A 19518-nucleotide genomic window follows, 5' to 3' on the forward strand; every position below is an offset into this window, starting at 1 on the left:
TAAAATAGAGAACAATAATGGTTAGTTTAAAAAAAGGCCAAAAGGTCAGCTTAAAAAAGAAAAGCGGTTCGCAGTTAAATAAAATATTCTTCGGTCTTAACTGGGGGATGATTACTAAAAAGAACTTCTTGTTTGGCGAGTCTAAAATCTCAGTTGATTTTGATATCTCAATCGTCTTACTTGATAAACAGAACAATATTCTTGAGACTATTTACTTCAGAAATAAAACGGCACCTGGCATTAAACATCATGGTGATGATCAAAGTGGTGACGAAAAAGATGATGGCTTAGATAATGAAGTTATCGAACTTCTACTAAGTGACATCAATCCAAAAACAGTCAATATTGGGCTGCTTTTAAATAGCTATCTTCATCAGAAACTGGACTCTGTCCCATATGCGGGTTGTCGTGTTTTTGAAGGAAGTGTTGATAAGCCAACCAATATTCTTGCAAAAGTAGATATTGCTAATAGTGTGCAATTTAAAGGCAAAGAGTCGATCATTATGGGCACGTTAAGAAAAGAAGGTGACTCATGGGAATTCGTTTGTGTTGCTGAGCCAACTAATGCAACGACGATCACTCAACTTGGCAGAGACTATGTTAACTTTGTGAAAGACAACTAACGATTAGTTAGTGTGAAAATTAGTAAAGCAATAAAAAGCCTCTATGTTTTAAATATAGAGGCTTTTTTCGTAATGCTGGTGGCCTAGATTGGCGTTAGGCTAGCTAAACGTTGGTTAAGCTTATATGACTCGAAATGCGCTTTAACTGAGTTTAAGATTTTCCCGTGAAGACTACAGCAAATGCTCTGGCCTATTATTTGTGCCGCCTTATCAACTGGCAACCAGTCCGTATTAAAATCGGTAGGAATAGAGTTCAGCATTTTCTGAACGACAATAGGTAATCTGTAATAGCGATCATCTTTTTTTATTACTACGGCATCTTTAGAGTCTTGTGACTGAGCTCTAGTGATTGTAGGGGCCGTCTTGTCGCCTTCTTTTATTAGTCTGGCTCTGCCACATGATAGTGAGCTCGTGACTGTCTTATTGCCGGTGACTTCTTTTTTCTCTATTTCTGCCCAGTTCGGTAATATAATGTCATTCCATACATCTGATTTATTCTCCTCCAACGCAGGGAATGAAAACTCAGCATCAAGCTTTGAAGCGAACATGTAAAAGCGTTTTCGGCTCGTGTTACCACTGCCGACTCTTCTAGCATCAAACACATCCTGGTTGACCTTAAATCCTCTTCTTTTGAGCTGCAGCAATAAAACGTCGTTGATAATACTATTTTTGAAGCCGGGTACGTTCTCAATAAGCAGTGTTGGAATGTCGAGGACATCAAGAATGGATAGCATTGGAATAAACATATCGATAGTTGAACTCATATCATCAACACTTTTTTGTTTCAGACTATTCGTTTTAAGGGCACTGAAGTCATCGCACGATAATGAGAAGTGAGCAAAAGAAATTTTTCTTGTTCCAACTATTTTTTTTAGGACCTGAGGCTGTACATCATATATATTTTCATTGAATAGTAATTCAGGTTTACTATTTGCAAGAACCGACATAGAGGTCATTTCCGTGTAATCTGCGGAATCTCTTTTTTCATTGGGTCTAAATTCTAAGGCCGCCTTGATCGAGAACCCTTGTTTTTCCATTGTGTGGCAGTCGACACCTCCCGTTAAGGCCACAAGGGTGCTTATATTATCATTGTCTTCAATGTTGTATGACTCACCCTCAAAAATGGGAGTGAAAACGACTCTGTTAGGCATTATTTGGACATGCACTCTGTTTACGCCGCCGAGCGCTATTTGCATTAGATCTTTTTTAGTGACTTGAATTAATCGCTCTTTCCTTTTCAGCACAGGATTAAGTGGGTTTGCACTTCGCGATGTGTATTCTCTGATATATACTTTTTTTGCTTTTTTGTTATCTATGTCTTCTTCGGTCGCGTGAGTGACCTCAAAACCTTTGTTTTTTCCTAATGATTTTTCAACAACAAGTGAATCACTAAACCCCATTAGCATTAGCCAGTTTGAAGAAAGAGTTAATCGTCTTCCTACTGATGTGCTTTGTACGGCCAATTGCTTGGTAATTACTTTTGGTCTGTGAACGGCTAACGAACCTGCTTTAAGGACACTTACATTTTGCATAATAATACAAAGCGAAAATACGCTCTCCAATATAGTTTAAGCTTGAAACCTATCTGTAATAGATTCATGAATACATGCACTTATTATATCAGTTTTTGTATATACGGGCTAGTCTTTTGAGAGCGGTGAATGTGGGATGATGCGAGTTGGTATACTGGGATTGAATTAAAGGCAAAAAAAACGGCCAATATAATTAGCCGCTTTAAACATTGTTTAATATTTACTGACGACCGCCTTCAGGAGGCTCTGGAATGTCACTTTCTGACAAATAACCGTCGCCATCTGTGTCAAGCTTGCTGAAATTCTCAGCAAGTGGGCCTTTAGCTTCACTTTGAGAGATGTAGCCATCGCCATCGGTGTCAATGTCACTAAAAGCCGGTGGACCACCCTGAGGGCCGCCTTGTGCAAATGCAGATGTGCTAGCAACAAGAGCAAGTAATCCTAAAGCATTGAACATTTTTTTCATGTCGTCTCCTAAACGAAGTTTGTAAAAATTATATTAATTACGTTAAACAATAGCAGTAACCTTATATTATAGTAAAATAAAGTAAACTAGACAATATCTGTGAGTGATTTAAAATACATCATGACTTCTTCAAGAGACTCACTTAAATCCTCTGTCAAAAATAAGGTATTAAAAGATGTTTTTTTATAACTATTAAAAGAAAAATGAAGTTTCCATCGTTTTTCATTTGAGCTTTTGCTAATACATACATAGAAAAAAGGGTGAGCAGATATTTTATCTTCTACTGTTTCGGCAAAAAGAATAAAAGGGTCGTGTTGATGGTTTTTTGAATAGTTTTCTCTCATATCAGAAAGTGCTTCATCGCTTGCTGAAAAATCACCAATCTCAATGTACATAAGAGCATCAATCAAATTACTTTGATTTGAGCTTTTGATCTTATCAGAACCATCTTTTTTGTTTCCTTCAACAATGAAGATGTTTGATGATGAAACTCTATGATGAGAAATTTCAAGATAAGTATATGGCATTACAGTATTCGCTAATAATTTATTTAGCGTATCGATAGGTCTTGGTAGGGCATAGAAACTGGTCATTATTAATTACTACTTACTAAGGTTAAGTGCCTTTCACCAAGATTAACTGGTTCCGGTTTTGATATGTTGCTAGCAAGACAATCAAATGATTCAGCTAGGCCAGTTCTTCGCTCTGAAATAGACATCACCGACACAATGGGAACAACTACTTTGTATTCTTTGTTATCAAACACGCCAAAAAATGAAATTAAATCATTATTAATGTCGTATTTTAGATTTCTGCAGGCACCGGATTTTATTGATAAGAGTACCTGCTTCTTTTTGGATAGCATTATTGGTAATACGAGACCGTTATGTTGGCAGTTAACCATTATGTCAGTGATGCCTCCACTATGCTCAACCCATTCGTGAAAGCATTTAATGTTGAAAATCTTTTGTGTCGAGCGGGCTATATTTAAGTCCATGTTGTTCCTGCCTGTGGTAATTTGAGCTTTAAGAATCGGCCTAACTTGACCGAATATCCTATTTATTGTATATTATCGTAACAAGTTAAATCAAGTAGATTATAATAAAACATCATATTTAGACAATATAACTAGACCGTTATCTTGTATGGTTTAATAAATGTAAAAACAAAGTTAATACGGAGAAAGTAATGTTTAAAAGTCTTAGCTCAAACAACTGTCGGTTGGCACTAATACCGCTTCTAACTGGATTAAGTACTGCATCGCTTGCTTTGGATGTTCATGAAGAAAGTGAGCACAATGGTCTATTGCAAATAGTCCCATCAAAAACGGTTTATGTCGTACATGATAAATTAAACACATGTACCAAAGAGTCAATTCGATTTATGTATAGAGAACAAAAAATATTTTTGCCAAACGATACATTAGATCCGACAAGTCTAGAATCATTAGATATTTATTACGGCAAAGAAAAACCCATCTTAAATGAAGAAATTAATGCAGAAAAACTTGTCGCATCAGGGTTAAATAAAATGGAAGTTTTAGTGCTTAATAACGGGTACTTTAAAATCAAAAAAGATGGTGTGTGGTCTACCATAAAATCTTTGCATTCTTCAGGGCCTGAAAGTAAAGGGCGATACCTTTCTCTTACCGCGACCGATATGCCTGGTGCAGGTTGGCCAGCAAACATAGTTTTAGCTTTTAAAAACAAAGGCGACTCCAAAACTTCATTTATTTATTCTGAAGTAAAGCTAGGGGATAAGTCTAAGCGGAAAATAGAAGTAATGCCGTTCTCATTCAAGATAGACGATGGTTTAATGATCACCAAAGGTGTGCCAAACATAAAAGGCCCTTACTCCGTTAACTATGAAACGACGTATGAAAATAGAAGTGCTCGCTCATATATTAAATTAGAAGATGAAATAAATTCGAAAGGCATTTCATTTAAGGTAAGTGATCCAGACCAATTATCAAAACTTAATGTTTTCTACGATTTACATCCTGGTGATTACAGTATCGATTATGAATCTCAATTTAGAATTACGTTGTTTGATTTGTCTGATAACTTTTTCCTGAACTGTGACATTAATATACCAGGCTTTGTAAGACAGGCGGGAATATGATTTGTTACCTTAAAATTTTTACGAAACTACAGGAGAATAATTAATGAGTATATCAATTAGAACAGTTGCACTAGTCGCACTAATGATTAGTCGTACTTCTGTTTTAGCTCATGCGTATGAAATAGACGAAATACAGGGAATGAGAAGCAAGTATCCAGACAATATATATTCTGAAAGACTACTTGATGAGTTACACACTGGGCAATTGCTAAGTATAAAAAACGTCGACAAAGGTGCTAAGCAGCCTTTTAATTCTCTAGAAAAGGCTTATGAGATAGCTAACCCTGCAAGAGATGAGCTGGAGTTAGCCTTGTCTGAAATAAGTCACTCTTACGGTGTTAGCTACATCAATGCACCAATCAAGACTAAAGAAAGATCTTATCAAAAGTCCGAACATGAATTTGGTGGTGACGAAACACAAATTACCGACATAGTACGAGGGTCGTTCGTAACAGACTCAATTAAAGACGTTAATTTTGTATTCAATAAGATTCAAGAAAGATTAGAAGTGGTCAAAGTTAAAAACAGATTTAATGAACCGGTTAGATCTGGTTATAGAGATTTGTCCTTACTTGTAATGTTACCTAAAACAAAAATGATTGCAGAAATTCAAATACATCTAAGCGAGATTTCAAAAATCAAATCAGGTGCTGAGCATGATGTTTATGAAATCATACAGAAAATAGAAAGGCTAGCACAGGCTGAAAACAGGCCTTTAAGCAAGATAGAGGAGTCTCAAATAGCTAAGGCTAGAAATGAGTCAAGAATCTTGTATGAGAAAGCATGGGGTCTTTATAAGAAGGTGCCTGCCTAGTAAAGCAATCAACTTAATCAGGACGGCAAACCATGGCTTGCCATCCTGAATTAGCCTACATTTTCATGCTTAAAGCGACTTTAGATGCTAATCCAGCTCCTGCTTCATCCGCAGTTATATATGCTTCATCTGCACCTGAGTCTTTAATTATTTGTGCAGCATCCTCATTAAGTGAGTGAGCTACGATTAGACCCTCGAACCCTTTCTTTCTTAACGCTTCAATAATGCCTTTTGTTGCTTCTGTATGCTTTAATGCCAGTACACAGTACTTCAAGTTGCTCAGATCTAAACTTTCCCATATTCCAAGATGCTCAACGTCAGCATATTGAACGTTCAAGCCATTTTCGCGATGTAAGGCAACTAGTTCCTGATCAGAATCGATACCAACAGTTTTGCCATATTGCTGTAAGTTTTTGTAGGCCGATGCACCTATTTTACCCATTCCCATCATTAAGATAGTTGCATCTCCTAGAACAATGCTTTCCTCATCAGGATGTCTAACATTGCGTTCAAATTTAGATGCATATTTCTCAATCCTATCAAAAATAGGATGAGCAAACCGGTTTAATGGTGCGCTAAAGATAAAAGAAAATGTAACAGCCAAAGCGATTGAAATGGTCCACTCAGGCATGACTGCAGCGCAGACTATCAATCCAAACTCGGAAAAGTTTGTCAAAGAAATCGTTGTTAGAAATGCACTTCTTGCTTTCAACTTAAAGTAAACCAACAACCCAAAGAAGATAACAACTTGGATAGGTAATAGCATGGTGACAGCAAAAGCAAAATACAAGTCATCGTAAGTAGGCAGGCCCTTTAGTCCAATCGATAAAAAGAAACCAACTAGAAATATTTCCTTTAGGCTCCAAAGCCTTTCAGACAGAAATGCTGATTTTTTATGACCGGACATTATTGCGCCCATGGCCAATGCTCCAAGCTCTCCAGATAGTCCTACAGCTTCAAAAGCTCCTCCGCCTACAACAACAGCTAAAAGAAGGCCAAAAAGGATCATAAGTTCCTCATTGCCGCTTGAATCAAGCACTTTATATAAAAGCGGCCTAATCAATGGAAGCAAGAATAGTCCGAATGCCCATGCAGATGGCGTTTTACCACTAGCAATGCTCATTACGACCATCGCAATTAAATCTTGTGCAATCAAAATGCCTATCGCGACTCTGCCATGGAACGCTTTTAATTCTTGCTTTCCTTCTAGGGTTTTAGCCGCAAGTACTGTGCTAGAAAACGATAAAGCTGTTGCAAGCATTACAGATGTTTCAATACTTGTGCCCACTATGAAGTAGATAGATACAGCAAAAGTTGAAGTAGACAAGAAAAAATGAAGCAAACTAGTACCAATTACTTCTGGTCGAGCAACTTTTTTGATATTTAACTTAAGTCCAACAGTAAACAATAAAAGCAAGACACCGTAATGAGCAATATGCTCTAAAGAGCTTAGAGCGAGGACTGGTAAGTCTAAAAAAGAGGAGAACGCGCTAATAATAAAACCAGCAGCTAGGTAGCCAATAAGTGGTGGTAAGCCAATTGCACTAACTATCAATCCGACAGAAAATGCGAAACCAATAAAGATCGCTTCAAGCATGATTTTTCCTAATGAGTTTAAAAAGAATAACCCTTATGAAAAATACATAAATGGTCGCTCCTTGTTGATTAAAAGAAGTATATATTATGCATTAAATGAGCCAAAAGTCAATAATGCAAGTGTTCTGATGTTGTGAGAATTTAAATATAGAATTGAGTTAAAGTGCGGAAAATGTTCCGCACACAGTTTTGGGGTTAATTAGGCATGTTATTATAATGAGAAGTCATCAAAATCACCGGCCTCTAATTTGTTGTTAATAGCAGCAACAAGATACTGTGAGTTTTCTGCCTCCTGAGGCGCCACCTGTACATTTTCAGAAACAAGCCAACCGTTTATCCAGGGGATAGGGTTTTCGGTCGCACCTGGGAAGGCAGGGGGCAATGAGACACTGCTCATTCTAATATTGGTAATATATTCAACATACTGGCAGAGAATGTTAGTATTGAGCCCAATCATAGAGCCATCTTTAAATAAGTATGAAGCCCAAGATTTTTCTTGTTCTGCTGCATCTACAAACATCTTAATGCACTGTTCTCTGCAATCACGAGCAATCACTTTAAAGTCGGGGTCGTCTTCACCTTTTGCAAAAATACCAAGCATGTGTTGAGTTGAAGTTAAGTGAAGCGACTCATCGCGAGCAATTAACTTAATGATTTTTGCATTTCCCTCTAAAAGAGCACTTTCAGCAAAAGCAAATGAACATGCAAAACTTACATAAAACCGAACTCCTTCAAGGATGTTAGTAGACATAATACAAAGATATATTCTCTTCTTAAGCTCCATTAGAGAGACGTCAATATCTTCACCATCGACTGTTGTGTGCTTGCCTATGCCGTATACGCTATAAAGCTTCGTATATTCGATAAGGTCGTCATAGTAGTGAGAAACGTCTTGCGCACGGTCTACGATTTCTTTGTTATCTACAATGTCATCAAAAACAATCGAAGGATCATTAACAATATTTCTAATAATGTGGGTGTATGATCTAGAGTGAATTGTTTCTGAAAAAGACCAAGTTTCTATCCATGTTTCAAGCTCAGGCAATGATACTAACGGAAGTAAAGCAACATTAGGGCTACGGCCTTGAATGGAATCTAAAAGAATTTGGTATTTAAGGTTTTGGATAAATATATGTTTTTCGTGCTCAGGAAGAGAATTGTAGTCAATACGGTCTTTTGAAACATTAACTTCTTGTGGAAGCCAAAAAAATGATAATTGTTTTTCGATTAGTTTTTCAAATACTTCATACTTTTGTATGTCATACCGAGCAATATTAACGTTACTGCCAAGAAACATCGGCTCATTTAATGTATTTGTTTTTTTTTGATTAAAGGTAGTGTAGCGATTACGAGGCATTTAACTTCTCTTTAGTTTGCTTGCAAAAAAATCATTGCATAGTTAAGCAGTGATTTTGAACGCCACTATAAACGAAAAAGAAGAAATGGCCTGACTTAGCTCTAGTTATACTAATAGTTAAGTCAGGACGTTGTTTTTAATTACAGTTAAACTGAAATCCTAATAACAGAGTTCGTTCTGTCGCCTTTCTTATGCTCAACCAACTCTACATAATTGCTAGTGTTAGCTAGCAGCCTTGATTTAAACGCATCAAGAGCGTCATTGTAGTAATAAAAATCCAAGCTATTTGTATTAGATATGAACTTTTTTCCGTTCCAGTAAAGTGTATATCGCTCAGTTTCTGAGTGTAATCGATAAATAAAGTACCATATACGTTTTATCTTATCTAAAGCACTTTTGTCTTTTTTAATTCTATCAACAAGAATTTTCAGCTCAACCATAAAAGCTTCTTTAAGCGCTTTCATAGTGACCTCTTAATAAATGAATGAAAAATATTTTTACTGATGTTTATTTAACAAACATCACAGAACATCTTTCCTTACGAGATATTATATCACAAGTAGTATCACTGTCAAATATTAAGAGGTGAATTTAGGAGGCAAATTGCCTCCTAAGCATTAAGCCTTAACTTGATTCATGTTATCAAACAGTAGTCGATAAACAGCCAAGCCCGCAATTGCTGATGGAGTTGAAAAGCCGCCAATACGATCCATAGTTTCTACATAAAAATTCATGCCTATAGACATTTCTTTTTCTTCATCTGTTTGGTTAAAAAATTCATTAGCAATTTCATAATCATCAATATCGAACTGTTCTAGATCAACGTTAAGCTCTTCTTCGAAGTCACCAGAGCATGCTTGTAAAAGGTGATCTGAATTAGAAAAAACGATTCTTGTTCTAACTGGCTCAACATGAGGCGCTAAGTCATGGAACATTTTCTTTTCTTTCATTTGAGAAAAATAACGCATACCTAAACGCGCCCATCGCGTAGCAATGTGATCATTAACTAGCTCTTGCTCAACACCATCAACATACGGAGTTTCTATGCTTACCGAAACATTGTTATCTGAACATTCAAAGATTAAAGAAACCAATTTATCGTCTGTAAGTTTGTGCATTTTATATTCCTTATTAATTTGTAGAAATTAAGTTCAGTGTTTTGCTTAAGCAAATGTAGAGAAACTAAATTTTCATTGCCAGTTTCATCTTTTTCAAGCAATGCAGTAGCAAAAACCAAAGCATTTTTATCAGACTTGTTACTTTTATTTTTCATGAACTCTTCAAGTTTAACAAAACATGGCTCATGAGATTTCGTTATGATGATCACAACATCACTAAGGCGAGTATTGCTTTTATTGAAAGCAATTCGTTCACCATCGGTATTTACGCCATATTCATTTACATTAATAACGTTGTATTCATTATCTTTTAGGAATTTTACTACATTTCCAAACTTTATGTCTTTAATTTCACTAACGAAAGAAATTTCATCGTCATTTTCAGTTACTGCATTAGTAAAATTAATAATTTCTAAACTTTCTAGATTTTTATTGGCAGGTGAGTTTGCACTTGCAATATTAAATGTATATCCAATAAAAGATTCAAGCTCAATGTAGCTGTATTCAAGGCTCAGAATATCAAATACTTGGATTTGGTTTTTTTCTATCTTTTCATCATGTTCATCTTGGTATTTGTTAGAACGATTTAAAGAGATAAAATGTTCAATTAGTTCTGAGTTAGTTGTCACAACAGAAAATTGATCTACAAGTTTCTCGTTTTTGTAAGCCAAACAGACAAGCCCCTCGCTTGCCAGTGATTTGAACTCTGAAATTGATTTTATTAATGTAGCCACTTTTAAATACTCCCACTTGAATTAAGATCGGTAGGCATGCCGCCTACCTTTTCGTTAGATATTATATCAAAACTGATATAATATGTCTATATGAGTTAAGTTATTTTAATTAGAATTTCCAAAAAACTTACGTCTGTGATCTGATTCTTGTGAAACAGGGATAGTAGGCTTGATTTTTTTCTTTCCGTTGAAGTCATCAAAAATAATTTTATTGGCAGTTGAATTTATTTCAAAGTCTGTAACCTCAGCTCTGCCTACATGACTTCCCATTTCAGTTAGGATATTGTAAACATCAAACTGCGTTAGATGTGAATCCATTCTTACTTTAGCTTTGGTGTCATACAATGACGATTCTTTGTAAAATTGCCCTAGATTTTTAGTAATATTAGTAACTTCACTAAAACGAGTAAGCTTGTCAAAAACCTGTTTGTCAGCACCATCTTCTACTTCAAAAAATCGAGACTGTATGATTTCATGAACTTTCTCAACCGTAGCTACATTAGCTCTGCTGTTGTCTTTAGACATAGACTCAAAACGACCGCGAAGAATATCATTGATTTTAGGTTGTAGTTGCGAGCTTACAATTTGTAGGTTATTTTCCCAATCATCAATAACAGGTACTTCAAAAGTAACAAATGGAGAGTTGGCAATCATACCATTTTCACAAACAAGTCTTTTTACTTCAAATGAAGTCTGAATATTTTTAGAAAAAGGGCTGTAACGATAAACAAGCTTATTTTCAAATTCACCACCTAAACCTAATGACTCTACGTCAAGGTTGAATTTATCCCAAGTGCCGCCTAGGAAAACATCAGAATTGCGTTTGCCACGAATTTGATTGTATAAGCCTCGAACAGGATCCGCATACTTAGACTTATCAAACTTTTCAACACCAATGATATCAGCAAGAGCATCAAGCGCATTGTCCGTTTGAACGAAGCCACGGTAGGTAGATGGTCGGTAATCTTGCATAGTACCATCAACAATAATGTATGTGCCGTTATTGAAAAACGCATCTAATACACGTTGCTCAGACGTTTCAACCATGCGGCTTTCTCTTGATGTGGCAGGGAAAGTATGTGTGTATTGATTATTGATAATGATTGTAAGAGTTAATTTACCATTTTTATCAAAAAGGATTTTAGTTTCAACTTTTGCGTTTCTTAATATGTTCATTGCGATGTTTGTAGTCATGATATCCCCCAAGGATGTGCTTTCTGTATATGCGCTTATTATATTAACTTTAGTATATTTAGTCAATAGAAAAGAGAGGTTTAAGCAAAAAAAACATTAAATATGGGGGATTTCTCCCCCTTGCTATTAATGAGTGCTAAAAAGTTCTTTAACGTGGTCAACACTGGATAATTTAACTAGCGGAATTTCCGATACGTTGCCTATGAAATCTGTCGAAATATCTTTTTCATATACTAAACCTGAGTTAATGCAGAATCTAAACATAGTAGACAAGTCGCGTAGATTTCTTAATTTTTGTTCTTTGTATATGAATCTGAAAAGATACGCAATTGAGGTCATAGCATCCATTTTAATTGGCAATATCTTTCTAGAGGCTTCATCAATATTCATCAGGTTAACTTCGCCTGTTTCTTCGATAATACCTTGAATATCCAAATCATCTGTGTGCTCATAACCGTAAAGTCTTCCGATAGTTTGAGCGGCTTTTATAGCAAAATTCACGTTAGCATAAGCTTTGTTTCTCGAAGATGCTAAAAAATAAACAAGTGATTCTTCATCTTTCTTTTTTGTCTTTGCATTAACTGCATTAAGTGCTTTTGATTGAAGTACAGGTGAGAAAACATGAATTTGCTCCTCTGTTGGTGATAATGCATTAGGATAATATGTTAAAACTTTGCCTTTTCTTGTTCCCAATCTAACAGAATGTCTGATAGTAATTGGCGCATCTAAGCCCGTTTCAATCGATTGTCTAATCTTCACCTCTTCTTTTGCTACACTGGCACTTGATAAACCAACGCCCATTGTTGCAAGCTTAATAAAATTAACATTTCTGATAGTAAAATAACCATCTTTATCTAAAGAAGTTTCAGTGCGTGAAGTGAAGTGAAAACGATTTTGACTGTTGTGCATATTTAATTCACTATCGTCAATATCTTCTTTAACTTTTTCTGGCCAAAATATTTCTGTGCCATTTACGTAAACAGATTTTTCATTCTTGATTTCATCTGCAAGAAGAATAATTGCTTTAGAAAATGAAGATTGCCAATTATTTGGATCTTGAAAACCATTTGCCGCAAATCGATTTACACGCTGTATTTCAATAGATATGACTTCATCACCATAGTAATTTAATGAAGTAAGCCAAGGTGTAGAGAACTCTCTAGTCAAATAGATAGCAGAGTAATTATGGCTAACTGAACGGTGAATCTTTATCTTAGATACATTGCGCCCGTTGTGTTCACCCTGCAGTGATGAATTGGCCTTATATGGAGCGCCAGAGCGAGTAGTTGTTACGTAAACGTAATCAGTTGTTACTTTAAGAATGTAAACATATACACTGCGCATTTGTGAGATATCGAATTTAAGCATTGGTTATTCCCCCGAATAATTGTTTTGTCCTAACTCAGAACATGCAAATATTATATTAAATTTAGTATATTAAGTCAATAAAAAAGGGATTAATATTTCAATTAATCCCTTTTGTTTTTATCTGATTTTTTAATTATGCAGTCATAAGGTATAAATGCTCTTCTTCAAAATAAGAGTCATCAACACTAGACATTATCGACTCCATTTCTTGATCGTAAGCATCAAGGTCGTTTTCACTGGTTATTTCTGGTTGAACTCGTAATTTTGACATTTGCCCCCATGTTTTGTCCTCACCTGACAATAATCTTTCATCCCACTGATTATTTTTAATCGAAATAAGTCTTTCGTATTTTGTTAATCCTACTACATCGCGTGAAACAACCGAGTCTACAAGAGGGTTTGTGAACTCCCATACAGCGCAAGGAGAGTCAGGGCGAATAGCTCGACCAATATACTGCTTTTTCTCAGCAGGGCTATTAAAGTGTCTTGCAAGTACAACATCAGTGATATTTTCAGCATCGATTCCCTCGCCTATTTTTTGGCAGTTAACCAAGAATTGAATTTTGCCCTCAGACAATTTATCAAGTGCCTTATCTAGATCATCTTCTTTGTGGCGCGAGTCCAAAATCCCAGCTTTTAAGCCCATTTTGTAACGTAGATGACGTTGAATTTTTCTTGCTTCACGCTCAGTGCGTACAAAAATAATTGTATTACCCATATGCGTTGAGTATTTTTCAAGCAATTTAATTGTTAATTCAGACTTATCATTTTTTCCTAGATCGACCACTGTGTTTACGCCTACCTTTTCAGTAAAGCCTCGTCTAGCGGCATCATATTCACTGATCGCAACATGAAAGCGTTCAAACTTAAGTAATAGTCCATCACCTCGTTGGTCATCAGCAGTAAAGCCTATTAACGGGCGGCTAGTCATTTTGGTAAGGATTTTTTGAATTGAGTGCATCGCTTCATGATGACTTTCATCTAAAAATGTAATATCCCAACCTTTTTCCATTACTTCATCTGGAATTGATGACATAGCAGATTGCAAGATAAGCTCTACAGAGCTATTTTCTCTATATTCAGCCTCTGCCTGTCTGTTTAAGCGGTGCTTATTCGATACATACAAAACTCTGATTTTTTTTGTTGGTTCAATTTTTAATAAATTTCTTACTCTTGTTGAGAGAGCAATGAGCTTTGTGATAAGCGTTTTGCCTGTTCCTGTAGGTGATTTCACACCAATTCGAGTGAATCCTTGCTCAAGCATATCTGCAACGGAGTTAACCGTATTTGCTTGATAGAATCGTGGAGTTTTAGACGTTTTTTCAGCTAAAGATAATGGCTCTATATATTCTTCGTTGAAGAATGTAAAAGTGTTGAACAGACTAGCTGTTGTGTCGTTTTCTACAGTTGCTACAGACTTGTTTACATCTGTATTTTGAGTTGCCATTGCTTCCGAAAATGGATTAAGCGAAAATAGTTCCATGATGTGATTCCCCCGAATCGTTGACTCATTAATTTATATGCAGTAATTATATATTATTTGGTATAAAAGTCAATATTACAGGGTTAATTAAACTGATTATTTGCAAATAAAGTTAACACCTAAAAAACAGCTAGTAAGAAGGAGAGGGAGCGAAAAGAGCGGTCGTTATTTCATCCGCAGGATGGTCTGCTTTTCTTAACACAAAATAAAGCTTGTTAATTAATATTTAATGGTAAAGCAATTTAATCTTCCGGTCGATTTTGACTTCCTGCCCACAATGCAATAATTATCTGTATGAAAAATTAATCTAGGACCTGCCTATTACTCTTTATTAATAATAAGAGGGCATATTGGGCGATTAAAATAATATTTATTAACAAAACATCATATCTTTATTGACATTTACGAGTCCTATCAATAAAGTATCTGATATAACATGACTTTAAATATTGACAGGTAATATAAAATGAATACTCAAAGTTTAGAAATGACATCTAAGATATTGGCAACTATCATTAAGCAACCAAAATCTTGCTTGAATGACATAATCTCTTCATTGTCAATTGCGAAGCATGACAAGCGAGTTAAAACTCATCTCGCGTTCGCCAAGACTTCACTTGAAGAATGCAAATCAATAAAGGCATCCGGTCCGACTAATAATAGAGTTTATGAGGCTAAGAACCCAGACTCGATTCCTAACGGTAACCTTCTTGTTACAATTTACAACAGCATTGAATCTAAAGCCCTTTCAAGCTCTTATTCTACTCAAGATGTAGCTAAGATTATTATAATCAATGTTTACGAAGCAGGGGAGCAGGGGATCACTGCTGCTGACCTACGAGACAGTGTTAAACTTATTGAAGATGATGAATTTGAAGAAGCATTGAGCCTGGCTCTTCAGATTAAGTCAATTACAATCAAAGAAGATGACGGTGTTTACACGTTTAGCGGTAGCCCGATGTATTTAATCCTCAACGTTAATGATGAGTTAAACATCTTAACCGGTGATATAGATGAGCTGGAAGAAACTTTTGTTAAGAAGATTGACTACAGCAAGATGCCAGAGGAAGACAAGAACACCGTATGGGCAGCTATTCTAGGAATGATTCCTGAAGATCAAGATTCAACTATTAGTAGAAATTTCATCGCAAGAAATAACTCTCGTACTCCACAGGTTAAATACCTTGGAAGACAGGTTATTATTGACTTAATCGAAACAATGAAGGACCTAGACTTAGTAGATATTGTTGACAGCAAAAGCGGAAAGAGAGAGTTCTTATTTCTTACTGAAAAAGGTAAGAAAAAGCTAAGCGAACTAAGCTAGTATAGTATCAAATGACAGAATCCCAGCCAGGTTAACAGCCTCGCTGGGATTTTTGCATCTGCATGAAGATATTAGTTTAATGCCCTAGAAGCGCGTATAACGCTCATGTGGAATAGTTTGGATTAGGCCATAGGTTGTTTGGTTTGAAGCTTTTTAGCAGTAGAGAAGTGAGTCTGCGCATTTTTAGCAGCATAAAATACTTGTATGACTGCTTGAACGCTTAAGTGAGCTGCAGCGTATGCTTAATCTACGCTGTACCAAAATATTAATTAATGGAAATATGCCCTGACAAATCAATTTAAGAGATGTCGCCCGTTCGGATGACACATAATGCCAGGTCAGCCTCATAGCCTAGGCCTATGGTAAGCAAACGGTGTACCTTAAATCTTATATAGCCAATCTGTGCTTTTACTAGCTCACTAGATAATCCTCTCGTGAAGGTGGTATGGCAATATATTAAGCAGAAAGACAGCCGCCTATTTAGTTTCTATTACATTGCCTGGCTTAGAGAAAAAGGTCTTACACACGACATGGCACTTCTGACGAGTCAACATAGTGTCTGTCGCCCATTCGAACTACACCAAATATCGATTCATTATCGAGTGTGCCGGCTTCCTTGTCGAAGCCAGAAAGATTAATTTTTTCGGACTTAATTTGTTCCAGCCATGAAATTACGATTCTAGCCTTTGAGTTGATTATGTCTCTTATCTCTTCAATGTCACACAAAGACGAACTAAGTGTTCTTGCTGCACAATATGGAAGATTGGTACCGACTTCTTCAGCAGAAAAGAAAAATGCACCATCTTCTTCATCTTCCTTAACAAACTTACCGTAAATGACCAGCTCCTCATCGATAGCAAATGAATCTAAGTTTATTTCGAAATAGATGCTGTTTACTTTAAACAAAGAGCATAAATTTAAATCAGTCGCACTAGCATCTCCGCCGTTAGATTTAATATGACTAACAAATAGGTCTTGTTCTGACGGTGTCCAGTCTTTCATTTTGCTTCCTTAACTTATGAATTGGTATCATATAAAGAATGATATTTTGTGTAATTAATATAATTAAAATATATTTAAGTGTCAATGTAACCGCAAGTTAAGTTGAGCTTTATTATTTTTTTTGGAACAAAATGATTGTTTTGTGCTTATAGCGAGCACTGCTCACCTAAAACCCACTCTAAAACATCAATTCAAGATCACGCAGCAGGTGACTTTTATAACCATGTGTGCAAATTGTCATTTGCAATGAACCAGTTTTCTTCCTTGGTAAGGTGTAGCCATTACTGCCTTGTTGAACTTAAGCTAATTCTTGCTATAATATATCAACTTTTAAAAGACCTATTGTATTGATAAAACAGGATAAAATAATGAAACACAAAAATTTGCTATGGCATGCAGTAGCAACAGCCTCAGTATTAACAATGTCTAGCGCAGCATTTGCAACGGATACGACTTTGGGTATTACTTACGGAAGTGTTGCCATTGGTGAAACAGAATCTTATAACGCTGTAGAGGCACAAGATGCAATTGTGTTTGACCTTAAGCACGAAATGTCTGATAATTTCTATATTGAAGGCCGATACGCTGAAGCAGAGCTAAAAGTAGGTACTGAATTAAGTGACACTGAAACTGTTACCGTTTCAGATACTGATATTGTTCAATGGTCAGGCGGCATTGGTGGCAACTTTGACCTTGGTTTAACCGTCATTAGCGACGTTTACGTTGGTGGAGGTTATTTTAAAGATTCTTTTGAAGCCAACTCAGGCGACACTGATGCAGATGGGTTCTATGGGAAAGCTGGGTTAAATATTGATACTGGCGTAACCGGTCTCACGCTGACTGGCGAATATAGCTATTATGTAGGTGAGTGGAGTGACACAGAAGTCGCTTACGAATACGGATTAGCAACAGCTAAGCTAGAATATGAAGTGACATCGTCACTTATATTAAATGGCGCATTTGACTTTGCAGACTCAGAAAGTGCATACCGTATCGGCGGAACATATAAATTTTAACGCATTTAGATTGCATGTCATGTAGGGTCAAAAGATTGGCCTTATCTTTTTAATAAAATAGGACTTAATAATGAAAAAGAATATTATCGCATTAGCAGTTTCTCTTGTCGTATCTAGCTCTGCAATGGCTGGCCTTGCAACAGAAGGAACAGAGATTGGTGCAGGATACACATGGAAACAAACAGATGTAAGTGGTCAAACTGCTGATGCGGATGGTTTCACTGCAAGTATTGAGCATCGTGTTGGTAATGGCTTTTTTCTAGAAGGTGATTTTTCAAGAGTTGAAGATCGTCAAGATAGTGCCTTAAGCCAACAAGACTTGTCGTTAGGCGGTGGATTAGTACTTGAAGCAACACCTTATGTAAATATTTTATTAAGTGCCGGTTATACTTCACAGAACCCAAGTGCCTTTGACAATGAGTATGGTGGTTATGGTCATTATGTGACATTAGGCTTTGAATCAGAGCTGTCTAATCCTGGTCTAGTTCTTAATGCAGAATATAACATTAGATCTATGCATTTGGATGGCACAAACGAAATCATTGAAACTTTAGATGTTTCTTTAGAGCAAGAAGTTCTTCAAAAAACATCGTTAGTTGCAGGCCTGACAGTTACGGATGGTTATGCAAATCCTTATCTGGGTGCGAAATACAGATTTTAATTAATTAGTTACAATAAGTTATTATATAAAAGCCCATTTATGGGCTTTTTTTATGCTAAATTTAATATATAATATGTAATTAGGAGTACATAATTTAGCAAAGGATTTTTATGAGCGTGGTTTTAAGAGTAATGAATGGGAAAAATTACATTCATGTAAGAAGAAAAATTAATGGCACACAAAAGCAGCATTTTACCAACATTTCAAACATGAGCCGAAGCGAATTAGCTAAGAGTCTTATTGAAGCGAGAAAGATAGATAGGGAATGGAAAGGTGAACAGATGTGTTTGGAGAGTTCATTAGTATCTTTGTTTTGTACTGCTGGAAAGTTGAACCACATTAGATTAGCAGCACCTTCAAAGAAAGAAGGCGCATCAATCAAATGCCTTATTGCAAGGAAAGATAAAGTTCACTCATTTCACACCTCTAGATCCATCAATAAGCACGGTTTAAATGGTGCTATTGAGAAAGTATTTAGATTGATGTCGCAAAATCTGGGTGTTAATCCAGACTCAGTGGTCGGCATGCTGATGCTCTCTTTGTATAAAAGCTCCTTAAAGATGGCTTATTTGGAGCAGATATCGAAATAGATTTACTGCTTTTAATGTAAATTAATTGCTAAGTGGTACTGCGATCGGTTTGATATTTCGAAAACGCCTTAATACCATAATCTTTTCTTTGCAGCGGACCAGGCTTTCTTTTTTATTCTTTATTTTTGCTAACAAAGAAGGGATTTCTGTTTTTCGATTGTGTTCATGCTGATTAATTATTTTAATTTCCAATCTGGTTTTTTGATTTTCTAATTTTAAGCTTTCTTGTTCATACACATTGGCTAGTAAATCTGATTCTGTTATCTCCAGCATGTGTTTTTTTAGTAAGCTGACGGCAATTGCCTCACTTTCATGCTGAACAACAGTCCCAATCTTGTGATAGCTTTCATTTACAACTGGGGCTTCATCACTTTTAACTGATAAATACCCTACAATGCAGTTTTCGGCAATTTTACTCGTGATGGTAAAAAACAATGCCTCTCGTTGTTTGTTATTTTTGAGAATGTCAGTCATTTTGCTCTCTTGATATAATAATGTTGCACAGTTCGCCCTTAAATG

Annotated in this window: 21 protein-coding genes; 7 read left to right on the top strand and 14 right to left on the bottom strand. The window is 36.0% G+C overall.

Annotated features, from left to right (window positions below; genetic code table 11):
- Positions 1–17 precede the first annotated feature (17 nt).
- Entirely contained in the window at positions 18–623 is a 606-nt protein-coding gene (locus SP041_RS01175; RefSeq protein ID WP_205961144.1) for a TerD family protein, read from the top strand.
- 83 nt (positions 624–706) lie between these two features.
- On the opposite strand, the gene SP041_RS01180 is transcribed toward SP041_RS01175, so the two are convergent.
- The 4 genes from SP041_RS01180 to SP041_RS01195 form a co-directional block, all read right to left on the bottom strand.
- Positions 707–2155, bottom strand: coding sequence for a DNA cytosine methyltransferase (locus SP041_RS01180; protein WP_137297221.1), 1449 nt, complete (start codon positions 2153–2155; stop codon positions 707–709).
- 220 nt (positions 2156–2375) lie between these two features.
- Positions 2376–2621 carry an EF-hand domain-containing protein gene (locus SP041_RS01185; RefSeq protein WP_137297222.1) on the bottom strand — a complete coding sequence of 82 codons (246 nt, stop codon included), beginning with the start codon at positions 2619–2621 and terminating at the stop codon, positions 2376–2378.
- A gap of 86 nt (positions 2622–2707) precedes the next feature.
- A complete protein-coding gene (locus tag SP041_RS01190; RefSeq protein ID WP_137297223.1) occupies positions 2708–3214 on the bottom strand; it encodes a hypothetical protein in 507 nt (168 codons plus the stop codon).
- A 2-nt stretch (positions 3215–3216) separates the two neighbouring features.
- The gene (locus tag SP041_RS01195) at positions 3217–3618 is read right to left on the bottom strand and encodes a hypothetical protein (protein ID WP_137297224.1); all 402 of its coding nucleotides are present in this window, start codon (positions 3616–3618) and stop codon (positions 3217–3219) included.
- 191 nt (positions 3619–3809) lie between these two features.
- On the opposite strand from SP041_RS01195, the gene SP041_RS01200 reads away from it, so the two are divergent.
- Entirely contained in the window at positions 3810–4742 is a 933-nt protein-coding gene (locus tag SP041_RS01200; protein WP_137297225.1) for a hypothetical protein, read from the top strand.
- Between the two features lie 43 nt (positions 4743–4785).
- On the top strand, positions 4786–5556 hold the full coding sequence (locus SP041_RS01205; protein ID WP_137297226.1) for a GTP pyrophosphokinase: 771 nt from the start codon (positions 4786–4788) through the stop codon (positions 5554–5556).
- A gap of 55 nt (positions 5557–5611) precedes the next feature.
- Here SP041_RS01205 and SP041_RS01210 read toward each other — a convergent pair whose 3' ends face one another.
- The 8 genes from SP041_RS01210 to SP041_RS01245 form a co-directional block, all read right to left on the bottom strand.
- Entirely contained in the window at positions 5612–7153 is a 1542-nt protein-coding gene (locus SP041_RS01210; RefSeq protein WP_137297227.1) for a cation:proton antiporter family protein, read from the bottom strand.
- A 210-nt stretch (positions 7154–7363) separates the two neighbouring features.
- Complete coding sequence (gene nrdB, locus SP041_RS01215) at positions 7364–8509, bottom strand: class Ia ribonucleoside-diphosphate reductase subunit beta (protein WP_137297228.1); 1146 nt, start codon at positions 8507–8509, stop codon at positions 7364–7366.
- 146 nt (positions 8510–8655) lie between these two features.
- Positions 8656–8973 carry a hypothetical protein gene (locus SP041_RS01220; RefSeq protein WP_137297229.1) on the bottom strand — a complete coding sequence of 106 codons (318 nt, stop codon included), beginning with the start codon at positions 8971–8973 and terminating at the stop codon, positions 8656–8658.
- A 153-nt stretch (positions 8974–9126) separates the two neighbouring features.
- Positions 9127–9627 carry a hypothetical protein gene (locus SP041_RS01225; RefSeq protein ID WP_137297230.1) on the bottom strand — a complete coding sequence of 167 codons (501 nt, stop codon included), beginning with the start codon at positions 9625–9627 and terminating at the stop codon, positions 9127–9129.
- A complete protein-coding gene (locus SP041_RS01230; RefSeq protein ID WP_137297231.1) occupies positions 9591–10361 on the bottom strand; it encodes a hypothetical protein in 771 nt (256 codons plus the stop codon). Before SP041_RS01230 ends, SP041_RS01225 begins: the two co-directional genes overlap by 37 nt.
- Positions 10362–10466: 105 nt before the next feature.
- A complete protein-coding gene (locus SP041_RS01235) occupies positions 10467–11555 on the bottom strand; it encodes a hypothetical protein (RefSeq protein ID WP_137297232.1) in 1089 nt (362 codons plus the stop codon).
- A gap of 126 nt (positions 11556–11681) precedes the next feature.
- Complete coding sequence (locus tag SP041_RS01240; protein ID WP_137297233.1) at positions 11682–12923, bottom strand: hypothetical protein; 1242 nt, start codon at positions 12921–12923, stop codon at positions 11682–11684.
- Between the two features lie 133 nt (positions 12924–13056).
- Positions 13057–14406 carry a helicase-related protein gene (locus SP041_RS01245; RefSeq protein ID WP_137297234.1) on the bottom strand — a complete coding sequence of 450 codons (1350 nt, stop codon included), beginning with the start codon at positions 14404–14406 and terminating at the stop codon, positions 13057–13059.
- Between the two features lie 466 nt (positions 14407–14872).
- On the opposite strand from SP041_RS01245, the gene SP041_RS01250 reads away from it, so the two are divergent.
- Positions 14873–15730 carry a hypothetical protein gene (locus tag SP041_RS01250; protein ID WP_137297235.1) on the top strand — a complete coding sequence of 286 codons (858 nt, stop codon included), beginning with the start codon at positions 14873–14875 and terminating at the stop codon, positions 15728–15730.
- Positions 15731–16249: 519 nt separating this feature from the next.
- Here the strand turns inward: SP041_RS01250 and SP041_RS01255 are convergent.
- Complete coding sequence (locus SP041_RS01255) at positions 16250–16732, bottom strand: hypothetical protein (RefSeq protein ID WP_137297236.1); 483 nt, start codon at positions 16730–16732, stop codon at positions 16250–16252.
- A gap of 368 nt (positions 16733–17100) precedes the next feature.
- Between SP041_RS01255 and SP041_RS01260 the strand changes: the two genes are divergently transcribed.
- The 3 genes from SP041_RS01260 (at position 17101) to SP041_RS01270 (ending at position 18999) form a co-directional block, all read left to right on the top strand.
- A complete protein-coding gene (locus SP041_RS01260) occupies positions 17101–17748 on the top strand; it encodes a hypothetical protein (protein ID WP_137297237.1) in 648 nt (215 codons plus the stop codon).
- 70 nt (positions 17749–17818) lie between these two features.
- Complete coding sequence (locus SP041_RS01265; protein ID WP_137297238.1) at positions 17819–18409, top strand: outer membrane beta-barrel protein; 591 nt, start codon at positions 17819–17821, stop codon at positions 18407–18409.
- 110 nt (positions 18410–18519) lie between these two features.
- On the top strand, positions 18520–18999 hold the full coding sequence (locus SP041_RS01270) for a hypothetical protein (protein WP_137297239.1): 480 nt from the start codon (positions 18520–18522) through the stop codon (positions 18997–18999).
- Between the two features lie 21 nt (positions 19000–19020).
- Here the strand turns inward: SP041_RS01270 and SP041_RS01275 are convergent, their stop codons facing one another.
- Positions 19021–19473, bottom strand: a complete 453-nt coding sequence (locus tag SP041_RS01275; RefSeq protein ID WP_137297240.1) for a hypothetical protein — start codon at positions 19471–19473, stop codon at positions 19021–19023.
- Positions 19474–19518: the final 45 nt, after the last annotated feature.

It is taken from the genome of Psychromonas sp. SP041 (genome assembly GCF_000470315.2).
Taxonomy (GTDB): Bacteria; Pseudomonadota; Gammaproteobacteria; order Enterobacterales; family Psychromonadaceae; genus Psychromonas.